This is a genomic window from Methanobrevibacter sp. (assembly GCF_017468685.1).
Lineage (GTDB): Archaea > Methanobacteriota > Methanobacteria > Methanobacteriales > Methanobacteriaceae > Methanocatella.
In genome coordinates, this window is record NZ_JAFUHT010000077.1 from 79,628 (window position 1) to 101,458 (window position 21,831).

22 protein-coding genes are annotated in these 21,831 nt (G+C 30.5%); 15 read left to right on the top strand and 7 right to left on the bottom strand.

Translation table 11 applies throughout. The annotated features are described in order from the left end of the window. The first annotated feature begins 1 nt into the window (after window position 1). The gene (locus IJ258_RS10030) at window positions 2-445 is read left to right on the top strand and encodes a hypothetical protein (RefSeq protein ID WP_292806477.1); all 444 of its coding nucleotides are present in this window, start codon (window positions 2-4) and stop codon (window positions 443-445) included. A 7-nt stretch (window positions 446-452) separates the two neighbouring features. Then, entirely contained in the window at window positions 453-923 is a 471-nt protein-coding gene (locus tag IJ258_RS10035) for a pyridoxamine 5'-phosphate oxidase family protein (protein WP_292806479.1), read from the top strand. Here IJ258_RS10035 and IJ258_RS10040 read toward each other — a convergent pair whose 3' ends face one another. Then, window positions 924-1,091, bottom strand: a complete 168-nt coding sequence (locus IJ258_RS10040; protein WP_292806481.1) for a hypothetical protein — start codon at window positions 1,089-1,091, stop codon at window positions 924-926. 73 nt (window positions 1,092-1,164) lie between these two features. Here IJ258_RS10040 and ung point away from each other — a divergent pair, with 73 nt between their 5' ends. Beyond that, window positions 1,165-1,824 (top strand): uracil-DNA glycosylase, encoded by a 660-nt coding sequence (gene ung / locus IJ258_RS10045; RefSeq protein ID WP_292806482.1) that lies wholly within the window; start codon window positions 1,165-1,167, stop codon window positions 1,822-1,824. On the opposite strand, the gene IJ258_RS10050 is transcribed toward ung, so the two are convergent. Both IJ258_RS10050 and IJ258_RS10055 read right to left on the bottom strand, forming a co-directional pair. Continuing rightward, window positions 1,825-2,379 (bottom strand): hypothetical protein, encoded by a 555-nt coding sequence (locus IJ258_RS10050; protein WP_292806484.1) that lies wholly within the window; start codon window positions 2,377-2,379, stop codon window positions 1,825-1,827. 252 nt (window positions 2,380-2,631) lie between these two features. Next, a complete protein-coding gene (locus IJ258_RS10055; RefSeq protein ID WP_292806486.1) occupies window positions 2,632-3,198 on the bottom strand; it encodes a hypothetical protein in 567 nt (188 codons plus the stop codon). 454 nt (window positions 3,199-3,652) lie between these two features. Between IJ258_RS10055 and IJ258_RS10060 the strand changes: the two genes are divergently transcribed. The 5 genes from IJ258_RS10060 (at window position 3,653) to IJ258_RS10080 (ending at window position 13,268) form a co-directional block, all read left to right on the top strand. Next, on the top strand, window positions 3,653-6,007 hold the full coding sequence (locus IJ258_RS10060) for a transglutaminase domain-containing protein (protein ID WP_292806488.1): 2,355 nt from the start codon (window positions 3,653-3,655) through the stop codon (window positions 6,005-6,007). Between the two features lie 90 nt (window positions 6,008-6,097). Then, window positions 6,098-6,529 (top strand): hypothetical protein, encoded by a 432-nt coding sequence (locus IJ258_RS10065; protein ID WP_292806490.1) that lies wholly within the window; start codon window positions 6,098-6,100, stop codon window positions 6,527-6,529. A gap of 174 nt (window positions 6,530-6,703) precedes the next feature. Further along, on the top strand, window positions 6,704-9,802 hold the full coding sequence (locus IJ258_RS10070) for a hypothetical protein (protein ID WP_292806492.1): 3,099 nt from the start codon (window positions 6,704-6,706) through the stop codon (window positions 9,800-9,802). A 486-nt stretch (window positions 9,803-10,288) separates the two neighbouring features. Next, the gene (locus IJ258_RS10075) at window positions 10,289-12,892 is read left to right on the top strand and encodes a transglutaminase domain-containing protein (protein WP_292806494.1); all 2,604 of its coding nucleotides are present in this window, start codon (window positions 10,289-10,291) and stop codon (window positions 12,890-12,892) included. A 253-nt stretch (window positions 12,893-13,145) separates the two neighbouring features. Continuing rightward, on the top strand, window positions 13,146-13,268 hold the full coding sequence (locus tag IJ258_RS10080) for a hypothetical protein (protein WP_292806496.1): 123 nt from the start codon (window positions 13,146-13,148) through the stop codon (window positions 13,266-13,268). A gap of 49 nt (window positions 13,269-13,317) precedes the next feature. On the opposite strand, the gene IJ258_RS10085 is transcribed toward IJ258_RS10080, so the two are convergent. Genes IJ258_RS10085 through IJ258_RS10095 form a run of 3 tightly spaced genes read right to left on the bottom strand, consistent with a single transcriptional unit; the run spans window position 13,318 to window position 16,553 of the window. After that, the gene (locus IJ258_RS10085; protein ID WP_292806498.1) at window positions 13,318-14,703 is read right to left on the bottom strand and encodes an MFS transporter; all 1,386 of its coding nucleotides are present in this window, start codon (window positions 14,701-14,703) and stop codon (window positions 13,318-13,320) included. 16 nt (window positions 14,704-14,719) lie between these two features. Continuing rightward, window positions 14,720-16,105 carry an MFS transporter gene (locus IJ258_RS10090; RefSeq protein WP_292806499.1) on the bottom strand — a complete coding sequence of 462 codons (1,386 nt, stop codon included), beginning with the start codon at window positions 16,103-16,105 and terminating at the stop codon, window positions 14,720-14,722. 4 nt (window positions 16,106-16,109) lie between these two features. Further along, window positions 16,110-16,553, bottom strand: coding sequence for a MarR family winged helix-turn-helix transcriptional regulator (locus tag IJ258_RS10095; protein WP_292806501.1), 444 nt, complete (start codon window positions 16,551-16,553; stop codon window positions 16,110-16,112). A gap of 252 nt (window positions 16,554-16,805) precedes the next feature. Between IJ258_RS10095 and IJ258_RS10100 the strand changes: the two genes are divergently transcribed. From IJ258_RS10100 to IJ258_RS10110, 3 genes are all read left to right on the top strand, one after another. Further along, entirely contained in the window at window positions 16,806-17,270 is a 465-nt protein-coding gene (locus IJ258_RS10100; protein ID WP_292806503.1) for a hypothetical protein, read from the top strand. Next, entirely contained in the window at window positions 17,251-17,556 is a 306-nt protein-coding gene (locus IJ258_RS10105) for a hypothetical protein (protein WP_292806505.1), read from the top strand. Before IJ258_RS10100 ends, IJ258_RS10105 begins: the two co-directional genes overlap by 20 nt. A gap of 98 nt (window positions 17,557-17,654) precedes the next feature. Then, a complete protein-coding gene (locus IJ258_RS10110) occupies window positions 17,655-17,834 on the top strand; it encodes a hypothetical protein (protein ID WP_292806507.1) in 180 nt (59 codons plus the stop codon). Here IJ258_RS10110 and IJ258_RS10115 read toward each other — a convergent pair. Further along, window positions 17,821-18,630 carry an HIRAN domain-containing protein gene (locus IJ258_RS10115; RefSeq protein WP_292806508.1) on the bottom strand — a complete coding sequence of 270 codons (810 nt, stop codon included), beginning with the start codon at window positions 18,628-18,630 and terminating at the stop codon, window positions 17,821-17,823. The genes IJ258_RS10110 and IJ258_RS10115 overlap by 14 nt on opposite strands. A gap of 103 nt (window positions 18,631-18,733) precedes the next feature. Between IJ258_RS10115 and IJ258_RS10120 the strand changes: the two genes are divergently transcribed. From IJ258_RS10120 to IJ258_RS10135, 4 genes are all read left to right on the top strand, one after another. Further along, the gene (locus IJ258_RS10120; protein WP_292806510.1) at window positions 18,734-20,182 is read left to right on the top strand and encodes an NAD(P)/FAD-dependent oxidoreductase; all 1,449 of its coding nucleotides are present in this window, start codon (window positions 18,734-18,736) and stop codon (window positions 20,180-20,182) included. Beyond that, window positions 20,179-20,901 (top strand): hypothetical protein, encoded by a 723-nt coding sequence (locus IJ258_RS10125; RefSeq protein ID WP_292806512.1) that lies wholly within the window; start codon window positions 20,179-20,181, stop codon window positions 20,899-20,901. The genes IJ258_RS10120 and IJ258_RS10125 overlap by 4 nt, the downstream gene beginning before the upstream one ends. Further along, the gene (locus IJ258_RS10130) at window positions 20,901-21,230 is read left to right on the top strand and encodes a hypothetical protein (protein ID WP_292806514.1); all 330 of its coding nucleotides are present in this window, start codon (window positions 20,901-20,903) and stop codon (window positions 21,228-21,230) included. The genes IJ258_RS10125 and IJ258_RS10130 overlap by 1 nt, the downstream gene beginning before the upstream one ends. 83 nt (window positions 21,231-21,313) lie before the next feature. Further along, complete coding sequence (locus IJ258_RS10135; protein ID WP_292806516.1) at window positions 21,314-21,793, top strand: bacterioferritin; 480 nt, start codon at window positions 21,314-21,316, stop codon at window positions 21,791-21,793. Window positions 21,794-21,831 lie beyond the last annotated feature (38 nt).

A 21,831-nucleotide genomic window follows, 5' to 3' on the forward strand; every position in this document is an offset into this window, starting at 1 on the left:
TATGAATATATTGGATAAAATTATCAAATCATGGTGGGTAATCCTTTCATTTATAATGTTTATAAATGGATTTGGATTTATCTACACTGGTTTAAAGCATGACAATAAAAATTGGGTTTTGGAAGGCATTATCTATGAAATCCCATGGGTATTCTATATCATATATATTGGAATATATGGGGTGGAACTCTTTAAAATTAATCCGGCAGATAATGTTTTTCTGTTTGCTTTACTTTTGCTTTTAATAAGCATCATAAGGTCATTTTGGGTTGCAATTAAGCTTTGGGATGTATATGACAATCATGAAAAATATGCTCAAAATCCAACAGAGCTGTCCAATCCGAAGAAAGTTAAGGAAAATAGCAAACTTTTTGGAGGACCAATTTGTTGTTTGTGCATTGCTGTAATATTTTTCCTGTTTGCAATTGTGGCAATAATTTTGTAGTGATAATATGTTTCGAGACATGAGGAGAAAAAATAGGGAATTGCCCTATGAAGAATGCATTGAAATACTGACCAATGAACCCCGAGGCGTTTTAGCATTATTGGGAGATTATGATTATCCTTATACTGTTCCTATGAGTCATGTATATGTTGACGGTAAAATCTATTTTCATGGCGCTCAAACTGGACATAAACATGATGCGGTTGAAAAATATGACAAGGCATCATTTTGTGTAATAGATAAGGGAGTTAAAAAAGAAGATGACTGGTGGTATACTTTTAGAAGTGTCATTGTCTTTGGAAGAATCAGGCTTTTGAGTGATAATGATGAAAAGATTAATAAATTAACCTATCTTGGAGATAAGTTTTTCCCAACTCATGAAGAAACAGTAAGTGAAATCAATAAATTATTGGATAGAACTGCAGTATTTGAATTGACAATTGAGCATATTTCAGGCAAGATGGTTGAAGAGAGATAGTTACTCTCTTTTAAATTTTGTTTTTAAAAGGCATTGCTCGATGAATTCTTTAAATTCATCGTCTTTAATGTTATTTGATAATAATTTTCCGGATATTTTTGAAATATTATTTTTAGAATGCAACAAGTAGCATTCATCATCTATGAATCTGTAATATGGGATATTCATATCCTATTATCTATCTCTTTTTCTATTTGAATTTTAGCAAATGTATTATAGTTTAAATTATATATTTAATTTTATGATTGGAAATGATTGGGATTTAGTTTTAAAAGAGGAATTTGAAAAGAAGTATTTTTCAGATGTCAAGACATTTGTAGACAGTGAATATGAAACAAAAACAATTTATCCTCCTTATGAAGAAATTTTTAATGCATTCAGATTAACTCCCCTAAGTGATGTTAAGGTAGTTATTTTAGGTCAAGATCCTTATCATGAACCTGGTCAGGCTCATGGTCTTGCTTTTTCAACACCTGAAGGAAGACCAGTTCCAAGATCATTAAAAAATATTTTTAAAGAAATAAATGAGGAATATGATTATCCAATTCCGGAATCAGGTTGTCTTGAGGCCTGGGCTAGACAGGGTGTCTTTTTATTAAATACGGTTTTAACAGTTGAAAAGTCAAATGCCAATTCACATAGCAAATGCGGATGGCAGACATTCACGGATAATGTTATTAAAATATTGGATAAACAAAAACAGCCTATTGTATTTCTTCTTTGGGGAAAACAGGCTGAAAAGAAAAAGGAATTAATTAAAAATCCAAATCATCTGGTTTTAGTCACTTCACATCCTTCACCATTTTCAGCAAGACGTGGATTTTTTGGATGCAATCATTTCAGACTAGCCAATGAATTTTTAAAGGATAATAATAAAGAGGAAATAAACTGGAAGCTGTAATTAGGTCATTACTCCAAAATTAACTCCATTACTTCCTACACTAACAAATGAATGATGTCCGCTATCGCTTGAGGGATAATCATTTCTTTGAGATTCTATAGCATGAACAAGTTTGTAGTTTTGATATTCATCATTTAATATGTCATAGAATTCGTCATGACTGTATTTTGAATCTGATGCACTTTTAACCACTTCTTTTATTGTTGGGGTTATTTTTTCTCCCCTCCATGCTATGTAATAGAATTCTTCTCCAGCTGAAAACCATAATTTTGAGTTGTTTTTTTCATCATGGCGGTCATAAGCGGTAAAATGAACTGCATCATGTCCTGCAACCTCGACCTTTTTTGCCTGATTGCTTTCAAGGAAATATCCGTACAAATCCATAATTCTCGGATTAACATATCTGATTGTGAAAACATCAATGTCTTCATCAAATTCATACATGTCAAAGTCACTTTCATATGGGTTTTCGTATTTTGGTGGAATTTTGAAGTTTTCATATCCCACATTGGCTGTTGTCCAATCTGATGAATCTATTGCACTTACTGCAGTCATTAACATGAATAATGCTATTAGAAAAATAAATATTTTTCTTATCATATTTTTATATTGTTGATAAATTATTAATAAGTATTTTCCCGAAAATTGATAATTTAAGCGCTTGAGTATAGATGCTTCCTAAACAAATATTAAATATTAATTTACACTTTAATTTAATGAATAGTATATTTGATAAAAAAAGACAATATATAAAAAAAGTATGTTTTAATTAATCATGAAATTGTTTATATGGGAAGATAAAGATGCTCAGATTACAACTTCAAAATTAATTTTACGGTTTTCCCTTCTTCTTGAATCCATATCTACAAAATCATATACCAGTGGGTTTTGAATTAATATCTTCCATATTTTGTAAGTTTCAATTAAAAAATCCTCTTTGAATGGAATATGATCTTCAATAATTGGGCATTTGTAAGGAAATTCGGTGTCATCCAATACCAAATGAAATTCACCATTTTTGGAAATATGTGGGACCAGCGGAAATGTTCTGCATTGTATCGGTCTGATGCTTCTGTCACATCTTGGAGGATTAATGCATTTAACCAGTGCAACATCACCTTTCCATGAATGAGGAAAATCCAGTTCTTTTGCATCGATATAATACAATTCAAACTCATCACTGTCTTTATACATCAGCTCTTCACCGGGAAGTAAGAATAATGCAAGATCTTCATTGGGATATTCTTCACTATCATATACACAACATACCTCACCGCACAATTTTCCACAGTCAAAATCAACCGGCGATACTTTATCCAATCTGTCATAAATTTTTTCAATTGATTTTTTCATTTCCTCAGCTGAACTTTCCATATTTATCTAATTGTTTTTGGCTCTTTAAATAATTTTCAATCAAAAAATTGAAAAAATTTTTAATTTCATTATTCGTTCTTAATTTTAATATTATTCGGTTAAATTTTAGGGATTTTATTATAATTCAGTTTAATTCTATGTTTTTTTATAAAATAACTTTAAACTATAAGTTATTTGATATAATAACTACATTCAATATTATTTTATTTTTTAAAAACTTTTAGTTTGTAAAAGATTAATTCATATGGTTTAATCTTTTTATAGATTAATTCAAATAAATATTAATTAAAAGTAGTATTTTTATGTATTTTAAAGCTTGTTTAATAAAAATAAGTAATTTTAAATTGATTTAGCAAATAAAAAGCTTTATATAAGATATTTATAATAAATATTGGTGAAGTGAGATTAATTTCTCATGGATATTTTAAAAATTGTAAAATGGAGGTAAATTATTTTGAACAAAAAAATATTACTCACTATGCTATTGGTATTGGTAATGATTTTTTCAGTCAGTGCAATTCAGGCTAGTGATGTTAATATAACAGATTCAGATGCATTATCCACAATTGATGATGAACCTGTTACAGTAGAAAGTTCATCAGATAATGAATTGGAATCTGTTAATTCAAATACTTTATCAACTAACAATGAAGACGCTTCCTTAATGGAAACTGATAAGAATCAAACTGAAATAACATCACAAACAACAGATACCTACTATAAAGGATCTTACAGTGTCACATTAAAAGATTCAAATAGCAGCAATGTTTTAGCCAATAAGACTGTTAATTTAGTAATAAACAATGTAAAATATAATGTGAGCACTGACAGTAATGGTGTTGCAAGATTTGATTTATCATTAAATCCAGGTAAATACTCATTAACTGCTTATTTCGAGGGTGATGATTCATATAGTGCAAGTAATAATTTTACTGCAACTTTAAATGTATTATCCACCATTAAAGCAAATGATATTACCAAATATTATAAGGGAAGCACACAATATAGTGCAACATTCCTTGACAGCAACGGAAATGTTTTAGCAAACAGATATGTGACAATTACTGTTAACGGAAAATCATATAATGTTAAAACTGACGGTAAAGGTGTAGCTAAGCTATCTGTTAACTTAAAGCCAGGTACTTACAAAGTCGTTTCAACTGATCCGATTACTGGATATAAGTTATCCACCACTTTTAAAATTTTATCAACAATCAGTGCAACTGCAACAACCAAAAAGGTTGCTGGAGATAGCAAAAAGTTCACTGCAACATTTTTAAAAAGTAATGGAAAAGCCTTAGCTAATAAATATATCAAAATTAAGCTTAAAGGTAAAACTTACAAGGTTAAAACAAACTCAAAAGGTAAAGCAACTTTATCTTTGAAAAGTCTTAAGAAAGGTACTTACAAGGTTATATGTTACAATAAAGATGGTTTGTCCAAAACTTTCAAGATAAAAGTTTACGGCAAAGTGGCTACTACACTTACAACCAAACTTTATACTTTCCTTAAAAGTGATAAGAAAACAATTAAAGTCACATTAAAAAATAGTTTAGGTTATGCTCCTACTTCAGGAAAAATCATTAAGATTAAAATTAATGGTAAAACCTACACTAAAAAAACAAATAGTAAAGGCGTAGTTTATCTTAAATTGCCATCTTTAAAGAAAGGTGTTTACACTGTTAAATATAAATTTGGAGGAGCTAGTCACTATAAGGCAAGCAGTGCCTCAAACAAGGTAATCATACTTTCTACTAAAAATGCAGCGTTTACAGTTAAAAGTACAACCTCTTTCGGTTACGGTGCAGGTACTCAGTTTAAAGTAGCTGTTACAGCCGGAGGTGTACCGTTAATTAAAAGAACAGTTACATTTGATATTGATGGTAAAACTTATACAGGAACTACAAACAGCAAAGGAATTGCTTCAATACCTATTAATCTGAACTTGGGCAATTACACCATAAAATATTCCATTAAAAAGGAATCCAAAGTAAATGCAAAGTCCGGATCATCCAATATAAATGTCTTTGAAAGAAGTAATTCAATGCTTACATGGAAGAGCGGAACATCATTCACAGACTCTTCACAGACTTTCAAAGTTCTATTAACTGATATTAATGGAAAAGCAATTTCAGGCCAAACTATTAAATTGACAATCAAGTCTAAAACATACACTGCAACTACAGCATCAAATGGATATGCGACATTTAAAACTAGTGCACCAATAGGAACATACACTGTTTCAGTTAAATTTGGAGGTAGCAATAATTACATTTCTAGTTCAACATCCCAGTCAGTCAGCATTACATTTTCTAAATTAACCAAAGGTGTTAATGAGAAAAACACTATTTCAGATTTAAGTGCATATCTTAAATCATCAAGTAACTGTCAGGTGGGAAATGCAAAAATCAAATCATTGGTAAACTCTTTGACAAGCGGTTTAACTAGTGATTTGGATAAGGCAAATGCGATATTCAATTATGTTAGAGACACATTGTCATATAGTTTCTATTATAATACCAAATTTGGTGCTACAGGTACATTAAGCGCTAAAAAAGGAAATTGTGTGGATCATACACACTTGTTAGTTGCTATGTTTAGAACTGCAAACCTTGAAGCAAGATATGTTCACGGTAAATGTACATTTACAAGTGGAAGTACATATGGTCATGTCTGGGCTCAGGTATTGATTGGCAATACATGGGTTTGTGCAGATGCAACAAGTTCTAAAAACTCTTTAGGAAAAATATCCAATTGGAATACAAAGACTTTTACCCTTAAGGGCACATATGCAAGTCTTCCGTTCTAATCAATATTTTTCTTTTTTTAATCTTTTTTTGAAAACATAGATTATTTTAAATATTAATTTTATTATATTATTAATCATTGAGGTGAAGCAATGATTAAAAAAGTATTTTTAATTTTACTTTTCAGTACAATAATTCTCGGAGCAGTAAGTGCAGCAGATCAAAGCAGCTTTAAGGCACCTGATGATTTTGAAGATATTGGAGATGGTGTATATGTATTATATGATTCATCCAAAAATGCCGATGAAATTTTATCAGTTGTGAAGTTTAACCAACATGACTGGGATGATTATATCACCAATGATACTGAAAATCAGTATACTGTTTTAAAAGATGAAAATAATACCTACAATTATACTGATGGAAGTGTTAATGAAATAGGTTCTTTTGAACTTGTTGAATATGATGGAGATAAATTCATCATCGATTTTGCAAAAACAGGTTCCGACAATGACCTGTCATATACATACGGCAATTTAATGGATTTCAATAAATTGAATAATATAACACCAATTGAAAAATAATTCAAAACCATTTCCTTTTAATTTTTTTATCCTCTATTTTTTTAAAGTAAAGTAAATATTAATAAGAACTCGTTATTTTACAAAATAAAATCAATATTGTTGTTAAAAAAACCAATACCTTATATATGTCCAGTTTAAAAGATATTACTGCATTAAATATAAAGGTTGGTTAAAATGACAAATTTTGATTATTTAAAAAACTTTAATGATGAATTATATGAAATCGGAAGAAAGTTGGAAGAAGATGTGATTAACTCACCAAGGGCAGTAACCGCCGATGCAACACTTTTTCTTGAAAATCTCGTAAAAGACCTGTATAAGCTTTCAAATCATAAATTAAACAGGAATCTAAAATCTTTCTATAAAAAAATTGATAACCTGTACCGTTTGGGAGCAATCAGCTATATATACAAAAACAAACTCCAGGAAGCATATAATCTAAGAAACAAAATTCATTCCAAAAACCTAAATTCACGTGAAGAAAAAAACTTGGCTTTAGATTTGCATAAAAGATTATATTATCTGGCTAAAAAATATTTCAAAGACAACTTTGAAAATGAAAAATACATAGACATTCCGGATTATAGAAAACCAAAGAACATAGAAATTTATTTTGACAATTGCATAATCTGCGGAAATTCAAATAAAAAATCAATGTCAAACATGTGCAGATCATGCAATCAGAAAATAGAAAATGCAAACTTAATGCTGTCACTGCAGACAACATTTAATGATGAGGCTTTTACAAGATATGATTTGGTTGAATTTGGAATACCCGAAAGCAGAGCGATTCTACTTTTAATGGATTTATCCAAATTTGGAGCAGTTACCAATAAGGGGGACTATTACATACTTAATCCTGATAATTTCAATGATTATCTTTCTGAAATCAATCAGTATGTGGAAATTGGCGTTTTAGTTACAAAGTTTTACAAGGATGAAATAAGTGCAAGTGAAATAAAACAAACTGAAGAGTATATTAAAGGATCTGAAAACAAATATCCATTTAGAGAATTTTTCAGACTGGTGAACAGCAAACTTGAAAAAACATTTGAAGAAAATCTTTTAAAACTAAATGATATATCCAAAAGCAAAAAAATATCATCAATGAGTGAATTCAATATCACTAACTGGTATTATCATGAAAAAGAAGCGTTTAAGGAAGGTAAATTAAATGAAGCTTTTATATTATATAATGAGATTTTAATTAATGAGTACTTTAAATTAAAAAGGAATCCTAATCTAGATGACAGGGATGTCCTAAATGAACTTAAAATTTCAAACGAAATGTTTTACTTCTGGCAAAATCAGTTTATCGGCGGAAAATTCTTTAAAAAAAGCAAATCAATTAAACAGGACATAATCATTAAGGAGATTAAAAACCATAAGACACTCTCTGATGCTTTAAGATTGGCAAAAATAAGTAAAAATGACTTTGAAAAGATGTATCTCATTTCAAAGCAAACAGATGATGACTTCTATAAGAATTTTGAAAAGGAATACACACAGAAAAGAAAAAAATTAGTTATAAAACACCTTAAGAATCATAATCTCAATAAGGCCATAAAGTTAAGTAAAATCACTAAAACAGAATTTTTAAATTGGTACTATGACGGAGAAAAAACATTTTCAAATTTTTATGTTAAAACAACCGAACTGTTAATGGATAAGTATATCAGCTACCGTAAAAATAACTGGGACAAAAAAGAAATTCTTAAAAGGATTAATGTTTCAAAAGACATGTTTCAGTCATGGTCCAGACATGATGAATTCAAATTATTCCGTGATTTTGAAGATAAAAATAAAGAAATTACATCCTCGTTAGTTAAAAGGGGAAGAATAATTAATGGAATAAAAAATGGTAAAGGAAAAGAGGAAGCCATTTTTTGTGCAAATCTCACTCCAAGGGAATTTATGGAAATTTATAACACCAGTAAAAAAGAAAAAACAGAATTTTATTTGAGATTTGACGTTGAATATGAAAAAAACAGGAAAAAATTATTCACACAGATTATCGCTGAGGAAGATTTTTACTATGCAATCCAAAAATGTGAAATTTCACAAAAGGAATTTAACAAATGGTATGTTAAGGACCAGGATAAATATCTCTCCACCAATAAATCAAGCGGATTTTATCAGACAGTAACTTATGAGCTGATGGATAAATATCTGCAAGCTCGAAAAGATGGAAAAAATAAACCGGATGCAGCAAAAAGCGTTGGTCTTTCAAACATTATAATCAACAAATGGCTCAATCATCCGGAATATAATATTTTCAAATATTTTATAGATAAAAATCATCAGCTGACCATTGATTTAGTAGTTGAAGGGTTTAAAAATTATAAATCAAAGCTTGAGGTATATGAAATTTATGACATACCTATTAAAACAATAAATCAATTTATTGATGATGGAAAAAAAGGACTGGAAGAATATGAACAGATATTCGATTTATATGAAAATAAGGTCATTCCTCTTCATCTTGAAAAATTTCTTAAGAATTTTGAAAATAAGAATTTTTACAAGGCATTGAAACTTTCAAAAATAAATAATGATGAATTGGATCATTATTATAATTTGGGAAAAAATGGAAACAATCAATTCAGTGATTTTCATTCAAGATTTTTAGAAATGAAAATAGAAAAATATGTAGAGAATATTCTTTCAAACAAAACAACAAAAATATCTCTAAAAAATTCTAATTTGACTAAAGAGGAATTTTATGAAAACAAAGCAGATATTGATGATATGATTTTAAAAGAAAGAGTATATATCATTGCAGGAATGGTAACTCAACATAAATTTAATGGAGTCAGAATGGCAAAATCAGCTGGAATCAATGTTAATCAATTATATGATTGGTATATTGAAGGTAAAAACGGTAAAGAAAAATATAAAATTCTTTCAATGCTTTTTGAAGTAGGTTTTATCATGCCAAGATTAATTGCATATAAAAAAGCTGAAAGTATTGGCATACCTTCAAAATGGTTAAACAAAAAACTTAAAAAGAATTTGGGAGTAACTGACTATAAGTTATGGCTTAAACATGACATTTTAAATCGAAAAATGGATTATATTGATAAATCTGGAGAAAATATTGATGAAAACAAAATGAAAAGCGTCATTGAAAATTCCGATTTTTTCGATATCAACCTTAAAAATGCCACACCTGAAGAAATTGAAAATAACTTAAATAAACATTCCAATGATTTGGTAAAAATTTCAGTTGTGGACACACCCAAATCTTTACGAAAACAGGCAACAGGAAAATAATTTTTGTCATGTTAAATATAATTAACATTCTAAGGTTTAAAACCTTAGAAAAAAATTATTTTTCAATAAAAAAACATTTTACCAGTTTTTTAGTAAAAATACAAATTTTTTTCTTATTTTAATAATTCAGTTATTAAACATTGTTTCATTTAAAAAATCAATAAATTGATTATTATTTTTATATTTAACATTAGGATAATGCCAAATATTATTATATAAAGAATATTTGTTTTATGTTTGAGTTTTAATTAAATATGATGTCTTTAAAATATAGTTCTTATCTTTTAATCTTTTTAATGAAAAATCTGAGTATAAATCTATTCTATGTATATTTTTAATAATATTTTAAGCTTATTTTTTAAAATTAAACTCATTAAATTGGATTTAGCTAATAAAAAGGTTTATATAAGATATTTGTATATAATTATAAAATAAGCGAGATATTGTCTCGTAGATGTATTAATTTTGTTACGGAGGTAAATTATTTTGAACAAAAAAATATTACTCACTTTTGTAATAATACTGGCTGTTTCGTTATCAGTCGGTACAATTTATGCTAGTGATGTAAATGTTACAGATTCATATACATCCAGTTCATTAGATAATCAATCTATTTCGAATGCTGACGATTCATCTCAATTGCAGTCAAATGAATATGCTGCTGTTGCTGACTCATCAAATGATGTTTTGCAGTCTGAAGATTCAAGTACTTTATCAACTAACACAGCTGACAGTGATGTTTTGAAAAGTGATGGTAATTCATCATCAAATATTGATGTATCAAAAACCATTACTTCAAAAGATGTTACTAAATATTATAAAGGAAGTGCCAAATACACAGCTACCTTTTTAGATAATAACGGATCAGCATTGGCAAATACTGATGTTAAAATTGTATTGAATGGTCAAACATTCACTAAAAAGACTGATGGTAATGGTCTAGCTTCCTTGGATATTAATCTTAAACCTGGAACTTATAAGGTTGTTGCAACCAATCCTGTTACTGGTTTTACTTTAACCAATACTGTTAAAGTTCTATCCACCATTACTTCTAAAGACATTAGCAAAGTTTATCTCGACGGTAGAAAATTCTATGCTACTTTTCTTAAAAGCAATGGTAAAGCATTAGCCAAAAAGGTTGTTAAGTTTAAGATTAATGGAAAAACATACAAAGTAAAAACTAATAGTAAAGGAGTAGCTAGTTTATCACTAAAAACTCTCAAAAAAGGTACTTATAAAATCATTTGTTATAATAAGGATGGTTTAACAAAAACCAACAAGGTAAAAGTCGTAAAATCAGTTAAAACTTCATTAACTGCTAGTGATTATACTTTCCTTAAAAAGAATAGTAAAAAAATAAAAGTTAAATTACTTAATGCATACGGTTATGCACCGGCTAAAGGTAAAGTAATTAAGTTTAAAGTAAACGGCAAAACCTATAAAGCTAAAACTAATAAAAACGGTATTGCTACACTTAAATTGCCTTCCCTTAAAGTTGGAGTATACACTGTCAAATACAGCTTTGCTAAATCTGGATATTACAAAGCATCCAGTACAAAAAGTAAATTAACAATTATTCCTACTAAAAATCCTACTTTTACAGTAAAAAGTACCACCACATTTGGACATGGGGCACATACACCATTTAAAGTTGCCTTAACATCAGGTAGCGTTCCTTTAGCAAATAAAAAGGTTTCATTTGTTGTAAATGGAAATACTTATACTAAGACAACAAACAGTAAAGGTGTTGTATCACTGCCGATTGATTTGGAAATTGGAAAATATACTATAACATACTATAATAAGGCAGATTCTAAAATTAATAAAAAAACAAAATCTACTGTAATTAATGTTATTGAAAGGGGAAATACTTCAGTCACTTGGAAAAGTTCAACTACATTCCCTCAAGGTACCCAATCAACCAAATTATTAGTTGTTGATTCCAATAATAAGCCAATATCTGGTGGAACTGTTAAACTTACCGTAAATTCCCAAACTTACACTGCTAAAACATCTTCAAGTGGTTATGCAACCATTAGTGCAAGTTTCCCATATGGAAATTATAGCGTTTCTTACTCATTTGATGGGGATAATCTAAATGCACCAAGTTATGGCAGTACCCAGTTAAGTGTTTCACAAGTGCACACAATGTCTATTAAAAATATTGTGAATGCTGCAAGCAACTTAAAATCCTATTATGAATCAAATAAAAAGTTACCTGGCAGCGTTACTGCAGGGGGAATTTCATTTACAGTACCTGAATTTTTATATCTGATGAGTGAAGCGATAAATAATTTGGGCAACTCTAAAACTAGTGATGTTTCTATTATATATGGAGTTTCCGAGCCTAGTTCACCTACCGGTGATGCAATTAATTCTAAAGATTTGACAAAGGCTAATTTCATAACTGTAGCGAAAAATGTGATGGATTATATTAGTACTAATAAACAAGCACCTAACTATGCTTCATCTTCAGTGGGTAAAATTATCTATTCAGAGTTAGTTGACTCTTCTGCAAGAATTTTAGACTTTTATAGAACAAACAATCGTTTACCAAGTTATGTTACAATTAGTTATGCTACTAGTAGCTCTTCTCAATCCGGTACAGGTTTAAATGAGAAAAACACAATTACTGATTTATCTCAATACCTTAAAGCTACCACACATTGTGAAGTGGATAATGCTGCTATCGTGAAAATTGTTAACTCTGTTACTAAAGGTTTAACCAGTACTTCAGCTAAAGCTAAAGCCATATTTAATTATGTAAGAGATACTTTATCATATAGTTTCTATTATAATACCAAATATGGTGCTGTTGGAGCATTGAATGCTAAATCCGGAAATTGTGTAGATCATTCACATTTACTTGTCGCTATGTTTAGAACAGCTGATATTCCTGCTAGGTATGTGCAAGGTACCTGTAAGTTTACAAGTGGTAGCACATATGGACATGTATGGGTTCAAGTGTTAATTGATGGTAAATGGACAATTGCTGATGCAACAAGTTCAAAAAATTCTCTTGGAAGCGTAGCTAATTGGAATACTAAATCCTTTACTCTTAAAGGAATTTATTCAAGTCTATCATTCTAATTAACTATTCTTTTTTCTTTTTTTATTTTAGTAATTCACTTTCAGATATATATCAATTCAATGATATTTAGCTTTTATTTTCATGATTAATTTTAAAACTATTCTGTTATTAAATTTTTAAGTGATATATCGGCTGTTTACTTTTTAATCAAATGAATTCATTGAAATATTCAATCTTGCATGTTAAAAAAAGATTTATATACTAAATTAAATAAAATTATCTTTAGGTATAACTAAATTTGAGGTGAAAATCATGTCCAACATGGCTGATGCAAGAAGAAAAATGCATGAAATCGAAGAAAAAAAAGAAGCTGATAAACGTTCAAAAGCTAAAAAAGTTAAAAATTTCTTCTTTGGATGTTGTAAAAACAAATAATTACTATTTTTTAAAAAAAAGATAGAAAATTGATAAAATAATTATCAATTTATCTATTTGTATTGAACTTGTCGCTTGATTTAATACCAACAAGTGATGCAAAGACTGCAAGAACACAGGCAATTGTACATATCAGACAGATTGTTTGTGATGCCTGCACAATCATTGTTGCATATTGAGGAGCCAACTCCAAATTGCCCATCACCCAGGCAAATACTAATGTTAAAAGTCCCAGACTCATGGTCTGGCCTATGGTTCTCATAGTGGCCTGTGATGCAGAGGCTGTTGGTGCATCTTTAGGTGGAACGGAACTCATTATAGCATTCATATTCGGGCTTGAGAACAATCCCATTCCGATACCCTGCAATATCATTGCTATAACAACTACATATAATGGTGTATCTCCACTTAGGAAAGTTAAAATAGCCAATGCGATTGCTGCAATACCTATTCCCAAAGCGGCTAATTTTTGAGGGTGGATTTTATCTGAAAGCTTACCTGAATTAGGTGCCATTAATGCCATAATAATTGGTGTAATAATCAATATCATTCCAGACATCTGAGCATCCCATCCCCTAACATATTGGAAATGATAGTTTAAGATAGTTGTAACAACCATAATTGCCAAATAACTGCACAATGCCGCTATGTTGGATGAAGTGAATTTCTTGTTTTTAAACAGGTTCATGTTGAATACTGGAGATTTTTGCTTAAGTTCATAATATCCGAATATTATAAGCAAAATAATTCCCAAAACAGTTAAAAATTTTCCTGTTGTTGAAATTAATGTGGTAAATCCGTATATGAATGCCAAAATGCCTATACCATATAATACTGAACCTACTTTATCTATAGTGTCATGTTCATATGTTTTCCATTCTTGTGGGATTTTTAAAATCATCAATATTATACATAAAAGTAAAAATGGAATAACAAAGTAAAACATTGATCTCCAACCGAGATTATGTACTAAAAATCCACATATCACAGGTGAAAGGGATGTTGCAAGATATACTCCAGTTACTGTAAAACCTAGTGCTTTTCCACGGTTTTGTGGTGCCACAGCTTGCACTACCATAGCCATTGCAGATACGTTTAGAAATGCAACTCCTGCACCTTGCATCATTCTGAATATTAAAAATGATTCTGTTGAAAATGACAGGCATGCTCCGATTGAACCTGCAAGAAACACTAAAATTCCTGCAAGCAAAGATTTTTTAACTCCAAATTTTCCTGAAATCTGTCCTGCGGGAACGGTAAATACCGCAACCACTAGGAAGAATATTGTCGGTACCCAATTTTGTATTACATTGTTCATTGCAAAGTCCTGTGCTATTGCCGGAACACCAATTATTATTCCGTTTGACAGAAAGACTGCAAAAAATGATGTAATGAATGATACGAATATTACGTATGTTTCAAATTTTATTTCCATATTTATCTCTCCTTTTTTATCTTTCTATATTAAATGAATCTTTTGAACGTATACCCACTAATGAGGCAAAAATTGCTATTATACAGATTATTGTACAGATTAAACATATTAGCTGTGATTCTTGAACTATCAAATCTGCATAAAGGGGTGATAATTTCAAATTACCCATCATCCATGCAAATACCAATGTTAAAAGTCCCAGACTCATGGTCTGCCCAATTGTTCTCATTGCAGACTGTGCTGCAGAAGCATTTGGTGTTTCTTTAGGAGGAACTGAACTCATAATTGCATTGGTGTTTGGAGTTGTAAATAATCCCATTCCTACTCCCTGTAAAATCATTGCTATTACAATAAGATAAATCGGAGTATCTGCATCCAGGAACAATAGTATAACAAGGGTTACTGTTGCAATTGCCATTCCTATTGCAGCTAACTTTTGTGGATGTATCTTATCGGATAGTTTTCCTGCATTTGGTGCCATTATTGCCATTATTATAGGTGTAATAATTAACATCACTCCGGAAATCTGTGCATTCCATCCTCTCACATATTGGAAATGGTAATTTAAAATTGTGGTTATTGCGGCTATGGCCAGATAGCTGCATAGGGCAGCAATGTTGGATGAGGTAAACTTCATATTTTTAAATAATTTCATATTGAATGCTGGACTGTCAGTTTTAAGCTCGTAATATGCAAATACACTTAATAAAAGGATTCCTGCTATTATGCTTAATATTCCTATTGTATTCATTAAATTTGTAAATCCGTAAATGAACAATAGGATGCCTATTCCATATATCAGATAACCTGTTGAGTCGATTTTATCATTTTCATATGTTTTCCATTCTCCAGGAATCTTTAAAATCATAATTGCAAGACATAGTAACAAAAATGGTATTACAAAGTAAAACATTGACCTCCAACCGAGATTGTATACTAAAAATCCGCAGATTACAGGAGATAATGATCCTGCAAGATAAATTCCTGTGACGGTGAATCCCAATGCTTTTCCACGATTTTGTGGTTTAATTGCCTGCACCACCATTGCCATTGCAGATACATTTAGAAATGCCATTCCAATTCCCTGTATTACTCTGAAAAACAGGAATGATTCTGTTGAAAATGACAGGCATGCTCCTGCTGAAGCTATAATAAAAATTACAACACCTATAATCAGTAATTTTTTAACGCCATATTTTCCCGAAATCTGACCTGCAGGCAATGTAAAAACAGCTACTACAAGCAATGCAATTGTAGGTATCCAATTTTGAACTACATTGTTCATTGCGAATTCCTGAGCAATTGATGGAACTCCCAATACTATTCCTGATGATAAAAACACTGCAAAAAATGATGTAATGAATGAAACAAATATTACATATGTCTCAAATTTAATTTTCATACTGTCACTCCACTAGTTTACTTGCATTTATTGCGATTTCTTTAATTCTCTTTAGTAATTCTTCATCATCTTCTGTAATTCCTACTTCCTGTTCCCATTGTCTTGAGTATTGTCTGTATTTCGGTACTAGTTCATCTCCTTTTTTTGTTGTTGTAAGCATGTATTTTCGACGGTTTTCAGGATTAATTTCTCTTTTTATGTAGTTTTCATCTTCAAGTTTTTTTAACACCTTTGCGATGTTTCCCTTGCTTTGGCCGAACATGTTCACCAGTTCTTCCTGTGAGCAGTTGGGATTGTCATAGATAAACATTATATATCTCACGTCATGGCCCAGATTCAGTTGCTTGAATTTGCTTTTCATGTACTTTTCCTGGTTTAGTGAAATATTATGAATCCATGCTATTAATGGTGATTTTTTAGATATCGCTTGAAATATGTCTTCTTCCATTTTTTCACCTGATTATTAATTTATATTTAAATATATATAATTGTTTCTTTTGAAACAGTTAATTATGAAACAATATAAAAGATAGTAAAAATTGATTGATTTTAGATATAGAAAACTATATATACTATGTTTCAATGAAAGCAATTTTTCAAAGTCACAACAATTTTTCAAAGCCATTACAATTTAATTAAGCTTAAATAAGATGAATATAATACTAATTAATACAAATAAAGAATTGTAGTTGGGGTAGAGATGTCTAAAATTAAGGAAATTGAAATGATTATAATAGAATTGATAAAAACCAACGAGAAAATAGTCACTAAATATGACCCAAAACTTCTCTGTAGCAGTTATGATGATACATTAAACGAAATTAATCAACTGCTTGAAAAGAAAAAAGGACTAATGGATAAATTGGTAAATTCTATGAACGAATTCTTTCAAATAAAAGAAAATTTTATCACCCGAAAGTTAAAATTCAATTCCTTTAGACTGGTTCCAACATTCATCAGTTTTGAGTATAGGTTTTTTATTCCAAAATCAGTTGATGTCACATCAAGACAATATTTCTGCTATATTTGCATGATGGACAAACTGTTAAATGAATATGATGTAATCTCTCTAAAACATGATGGATATTATTTTTTAGACATTTCTGCAACTTTAAACTTGAATAAATTCTATAGAGGTGACAAATATGCTAGGGGTAAATGTTAATGACAGGTTAATAAAGATTTCTGATGATCAACTATCAAAAGAAAAAATCGAATCGATAAAAATAATTATCGATAAATATGGCATAACAGAAATATTGGACTTTAAATTCACTTTTAAGGAAACTCTCTTTGAGCTGATGGGAAATTCAACTGAAGTGACACTGAATAAATCTTTTTCAATTAAAGAGTTTCTTGAACTTTTGACTGAATTGTTTATAAACATGGAAAAAGAATCTGATGACTTGGAAAATGTCACCATATCATTTGAAGGTCTGTTTATTATATAAGTTTGACAAAAAATATTGATTTAATCAAAAGACATTTGAATAATAATGATGGTCTTTCAAAAGTTATATATTTATAATCACTGGGTGTGTATGAAATCATGAAAATTCATTTAAACAGTCATATTTATGACACATTTTATATAATGAAAAACATAAATTATCAGCTTAACAATCCTCTTGATACAAAAAATGCCCCAAAACAGGAATTAAATATTAAAAAGCCATGGAAAAATCCAAAAATAAGCAGAAACAGCTTAGCCAAATTCAGATTAATTTAGCGATAACATATTCTCCCAGATAAATAAAAAGGATTTCGGCCTTTTGATTTTCACCAATCATGCTTTTAATGTCGCTTGCACTTTTAACTTCATCGATTAATGTATAGGGATTATTTGCAACATATCCAACAGTATTACCATCTACAATAACGGCCACAGCATCACTGTCATGTTCATTTTCTTCATCCCTTACCAAATCAACAATAACTCCACTTTCAGGTGTAAATTCATAAAAGTTGCTGCCCACTATATTGATTAATGTATCCTGAGTGTTTTGAAGATAGTTAACCTGATTTTTGAATTCTTCTAGTCTGTCAAATTCCTTATAGGCAATTAAATATGATTTATATGATTCCTTCAAATCATTTAATCCTTCAAGAATTTCAGCCTTTAAAAAATAGAATTCAGACGGATCTTCACCGTCCGGAACATTTTCCAATCCGCAATTGATGAGAGTTAATGCCTTATCATAATTTCCTTCAGGAAAAAAACTAACTTTTGCCCAATCATATAATGCATGAGCCTTATTTGACCTGAACTCATCATTTTGACTGAAGGACAGGGCTTCATCAAAGCATTCGATGGATTTTTTGAATTGTCCCATTTTGTTTAGGATAATTCCTTTCAAATTCAGATTGACATATGTAAATTCATCTTTCAAAATTCCATTTATTTCATCCAAAGCCTCGTCATATTTTTCCTGTTTGATTAGATTTTCAATTGCGGGTGTTTTTGAAACTTTAAATTTGGCTTGATGAGCATCATCATCCCTATCAATGTATAGATAATCTTTCATAACTAATTAAAGCTTTAAATAAATAGATAAATAAATTTTTCTTTTGAAATAAGTAAAAATTTATATCAACTTGTACTAAATAATTAATTAAGAGGTTAAAAAAATGGATTATGATGTCATTTATATCGGAAGCGGTAATGCCGCTTGGCAAGGAGGGCGATTCTTAAGGAAAGCTGGCCTTAAAATATTGATTGTCGAAGAAAGTCTTTATGGCGGAACCTGTGCCAACAGAGGTTGCAATTCAAAGGCACTGCTAGATGCACCCTATGAAATCAAAGCACTGACAGATAATTTTGAAGGTGTTGGAAAATCCGGAAACTTTGAAGTGGACTGGCCTAGCCTAATGAAATTCAAAAGAAAAAGAATAGCCAATATGGCTCCATTTTTAGATGGTAAATTCAAGGAGTATGACCTTGATGTTGCCCATGGAAAAGGAGTCATTGTTGATGAACATACTGTAAAAGTAGGAGATGAAACATACACTACTGACAAAATCGTTATAGCCACCGGTTTAAAGCCAGTTATACCAGATATCCCTGGAAAAGAATATTTGCATGACAGTACTGATTATTTGGATATTGATGAACTTCCTAAACATGCAATTATTATCGGTGCAGGTTTTGTTGGAATGGAATTTGCTTCAATACTTGCTGAAGCCGGCTTGAGCGCCGACGTGATAATCCGTGGAAACATGGCTTTAAAGTACTTCCACCAACCTTATGTTCAAAAAGTAATTGAAATTTTAAAAGAAAAGAATATTCGCTTCCATTTCAATGAAAATGTAAAAGAAGTAATTAGCAACATAGAAATTGATAATCCTCTAGATAAGGTCTTAAATGTCACCAATGCTCAAAACAGTGATGAAATATTAAGGGATCCTGAAGCTAAAATTAATAATAATGCTTATGAAAACGGATTTACAGTAAACTGTGAAAGCGGTTTGAGCCTTACTGGAGATTATGTTGTCTCAGCAATTGGCCGTGAAGCTAATGTGGAAGACATTGGTCTTGAAAATGTTGGTTTGACATACACCAAACAGGGTATTAAAGTAAATGGACACCTTCAAACTGTCGTTCCTAATATATATGCATCTGGTGATGTTGCAGACACCGGCATTGCAAAGCTTGTAACCGTTGCAATACATCACTCCAAATATCTTGCAAAAGAACTGTTGGGTGAAGCTGATGAAATTACATATCCTGTCGTTCCTGCTGTGGCATATACCATTCCAAGAATTGCTACTGTAGGTGTGCCGGCTTATATTGCTGATGAAAGCGATGAATATGATGTGCATCAAATAAGGTATGGTAATTCTTACTCATTAGAACTTAAAAATGACACTACTGCTGAGGCCAAGGTCATTGTTGATAAGGATTTACAGATTGTCGGAGCTGAAATCTATGCTGCAGATGCTGAAAACGTTGCAAACATGTTTGCATTCATAATCAACAAGAAAATCACATTAGAAGAACTTGATTATATGATTTATGCTTTCCCTTCAAGCAGTTCCGTTTGTCTATATAAACTGCACAATATCCATTATGACTTATGAAATTCAAAGAGAAAATAATCATTGTTATTTTAATTCTGATTATTTTGATATTCAGCATGCTGATTATTCAACATGGATTATTTAATAATGATGAAAATATCACTTATCGTGAGGTTATAGCAAATAACAGTGGCGAACCGGGTAGTGTTGAGGTTATCAGAAATATTGGTAATGCAGATGGTGAAAGAATAGCTTATGTCGTTGGAGTTCATCCTTTGGAGCATGAAACCCACGAAACGCTAGTTAAATTACTTCCAAAGATGGATAATCTCAACAAATGTTATGATGTGTACATAATTAATGTTACTCGTGATATAGGTTATTACGGTGACGGACTGGATAATTATGAAAATCCCGGAAGACAGAATGGACAGAATCTGGCATATGAGTATGTATATCCTCAGATAGTTAACGGCAATTATTCTCTTGCAGTTGATGTGCATTCAAATATTGGCGCTTATCCCTTCAAGACTTTTGTATTCTCACCTTTAAATGAGGGCTTGGGTGTTGATTATGCACAGAAAGTTGCAGACAACTGTCCAAACATTACATATTATGCTCCCGATACAACCACCAGCGGACCATATTTGACTATTCCATTAAATAATAATGGAGTGCCTGCATTCTACTTTGAAGAGTATAGCTTTGCTTCACAAAACGTTAAGGATTCACATATGCTTGAACTGATAAGTGCTATTGACAATTTAGGAGGAATTTGATGAGTGAAGATAAGATAACATATAGTGATGTTAGAGAATATGAAACATTATTTACTTTGGCTCCAACATTTTTGCTTGAAAGATTTGCTCGAAAAAACACCAATCTCGTTTCGAAGTTTGAATCTATTATTCAGGGTTATTTGGACAATTTAACTTCAGATCAAAAACATAAACTGGCTATTATCTTAAACAGTGATGTTGACGATTTGCAAAATATCATGAATGAATCATATAGTAAAACTGGTAAAAAGCAGTTCATGATTCTTGCCAATCCAAAATATAAACAATTTATTGTGGATAATCTTGAAAGTATTCGTAAAATGATTTAATTTTATGACTAAAAATTTAAATATAATTTTTTACAAAATATTTCATACTTAAGTATCTTAAGTAGAATTTAATAGGTGAAACTATGGCTGATAAAGAAAAAACTATTGAAGCTTTACAAGCAATCGTAACCGGTTTATCTGCAAATTCATTCGGACACAGGATTCAATCAAAAATATTTGCAGGATTAGGTTTCCAGTCTTTAGGAGACAAATATGCAGCTCATGCTAGTGAAGAAATGGACTTCGTAGAACAGTTCATGGACCGTATTCTTGATTTAGGTGGAGAAATCAAACAGGAAGCTCAGGAAGCTAAACCAATTTACACCGATATTGTTGAGTTTATCGAAGCTGATTACCAAGTATCCGTTGAAGGAATTGCTTTTTTAAATGAATTAATGGATTCCGGAATCTTTGATAATACTACTTATGATTTAATGAAAGTCTATCTCAAAGATGAGGAAGAAGACATGTATTGGAGCGAACAGCAACTTGATTTATGCAAAATGATTGGAAAACAAAATTACCTCACCCAATTATTAATAAATAATCAAACTGTTGAATAAATTTAATTTCAGGTTGTGATATTATCAAAATTGAAGCT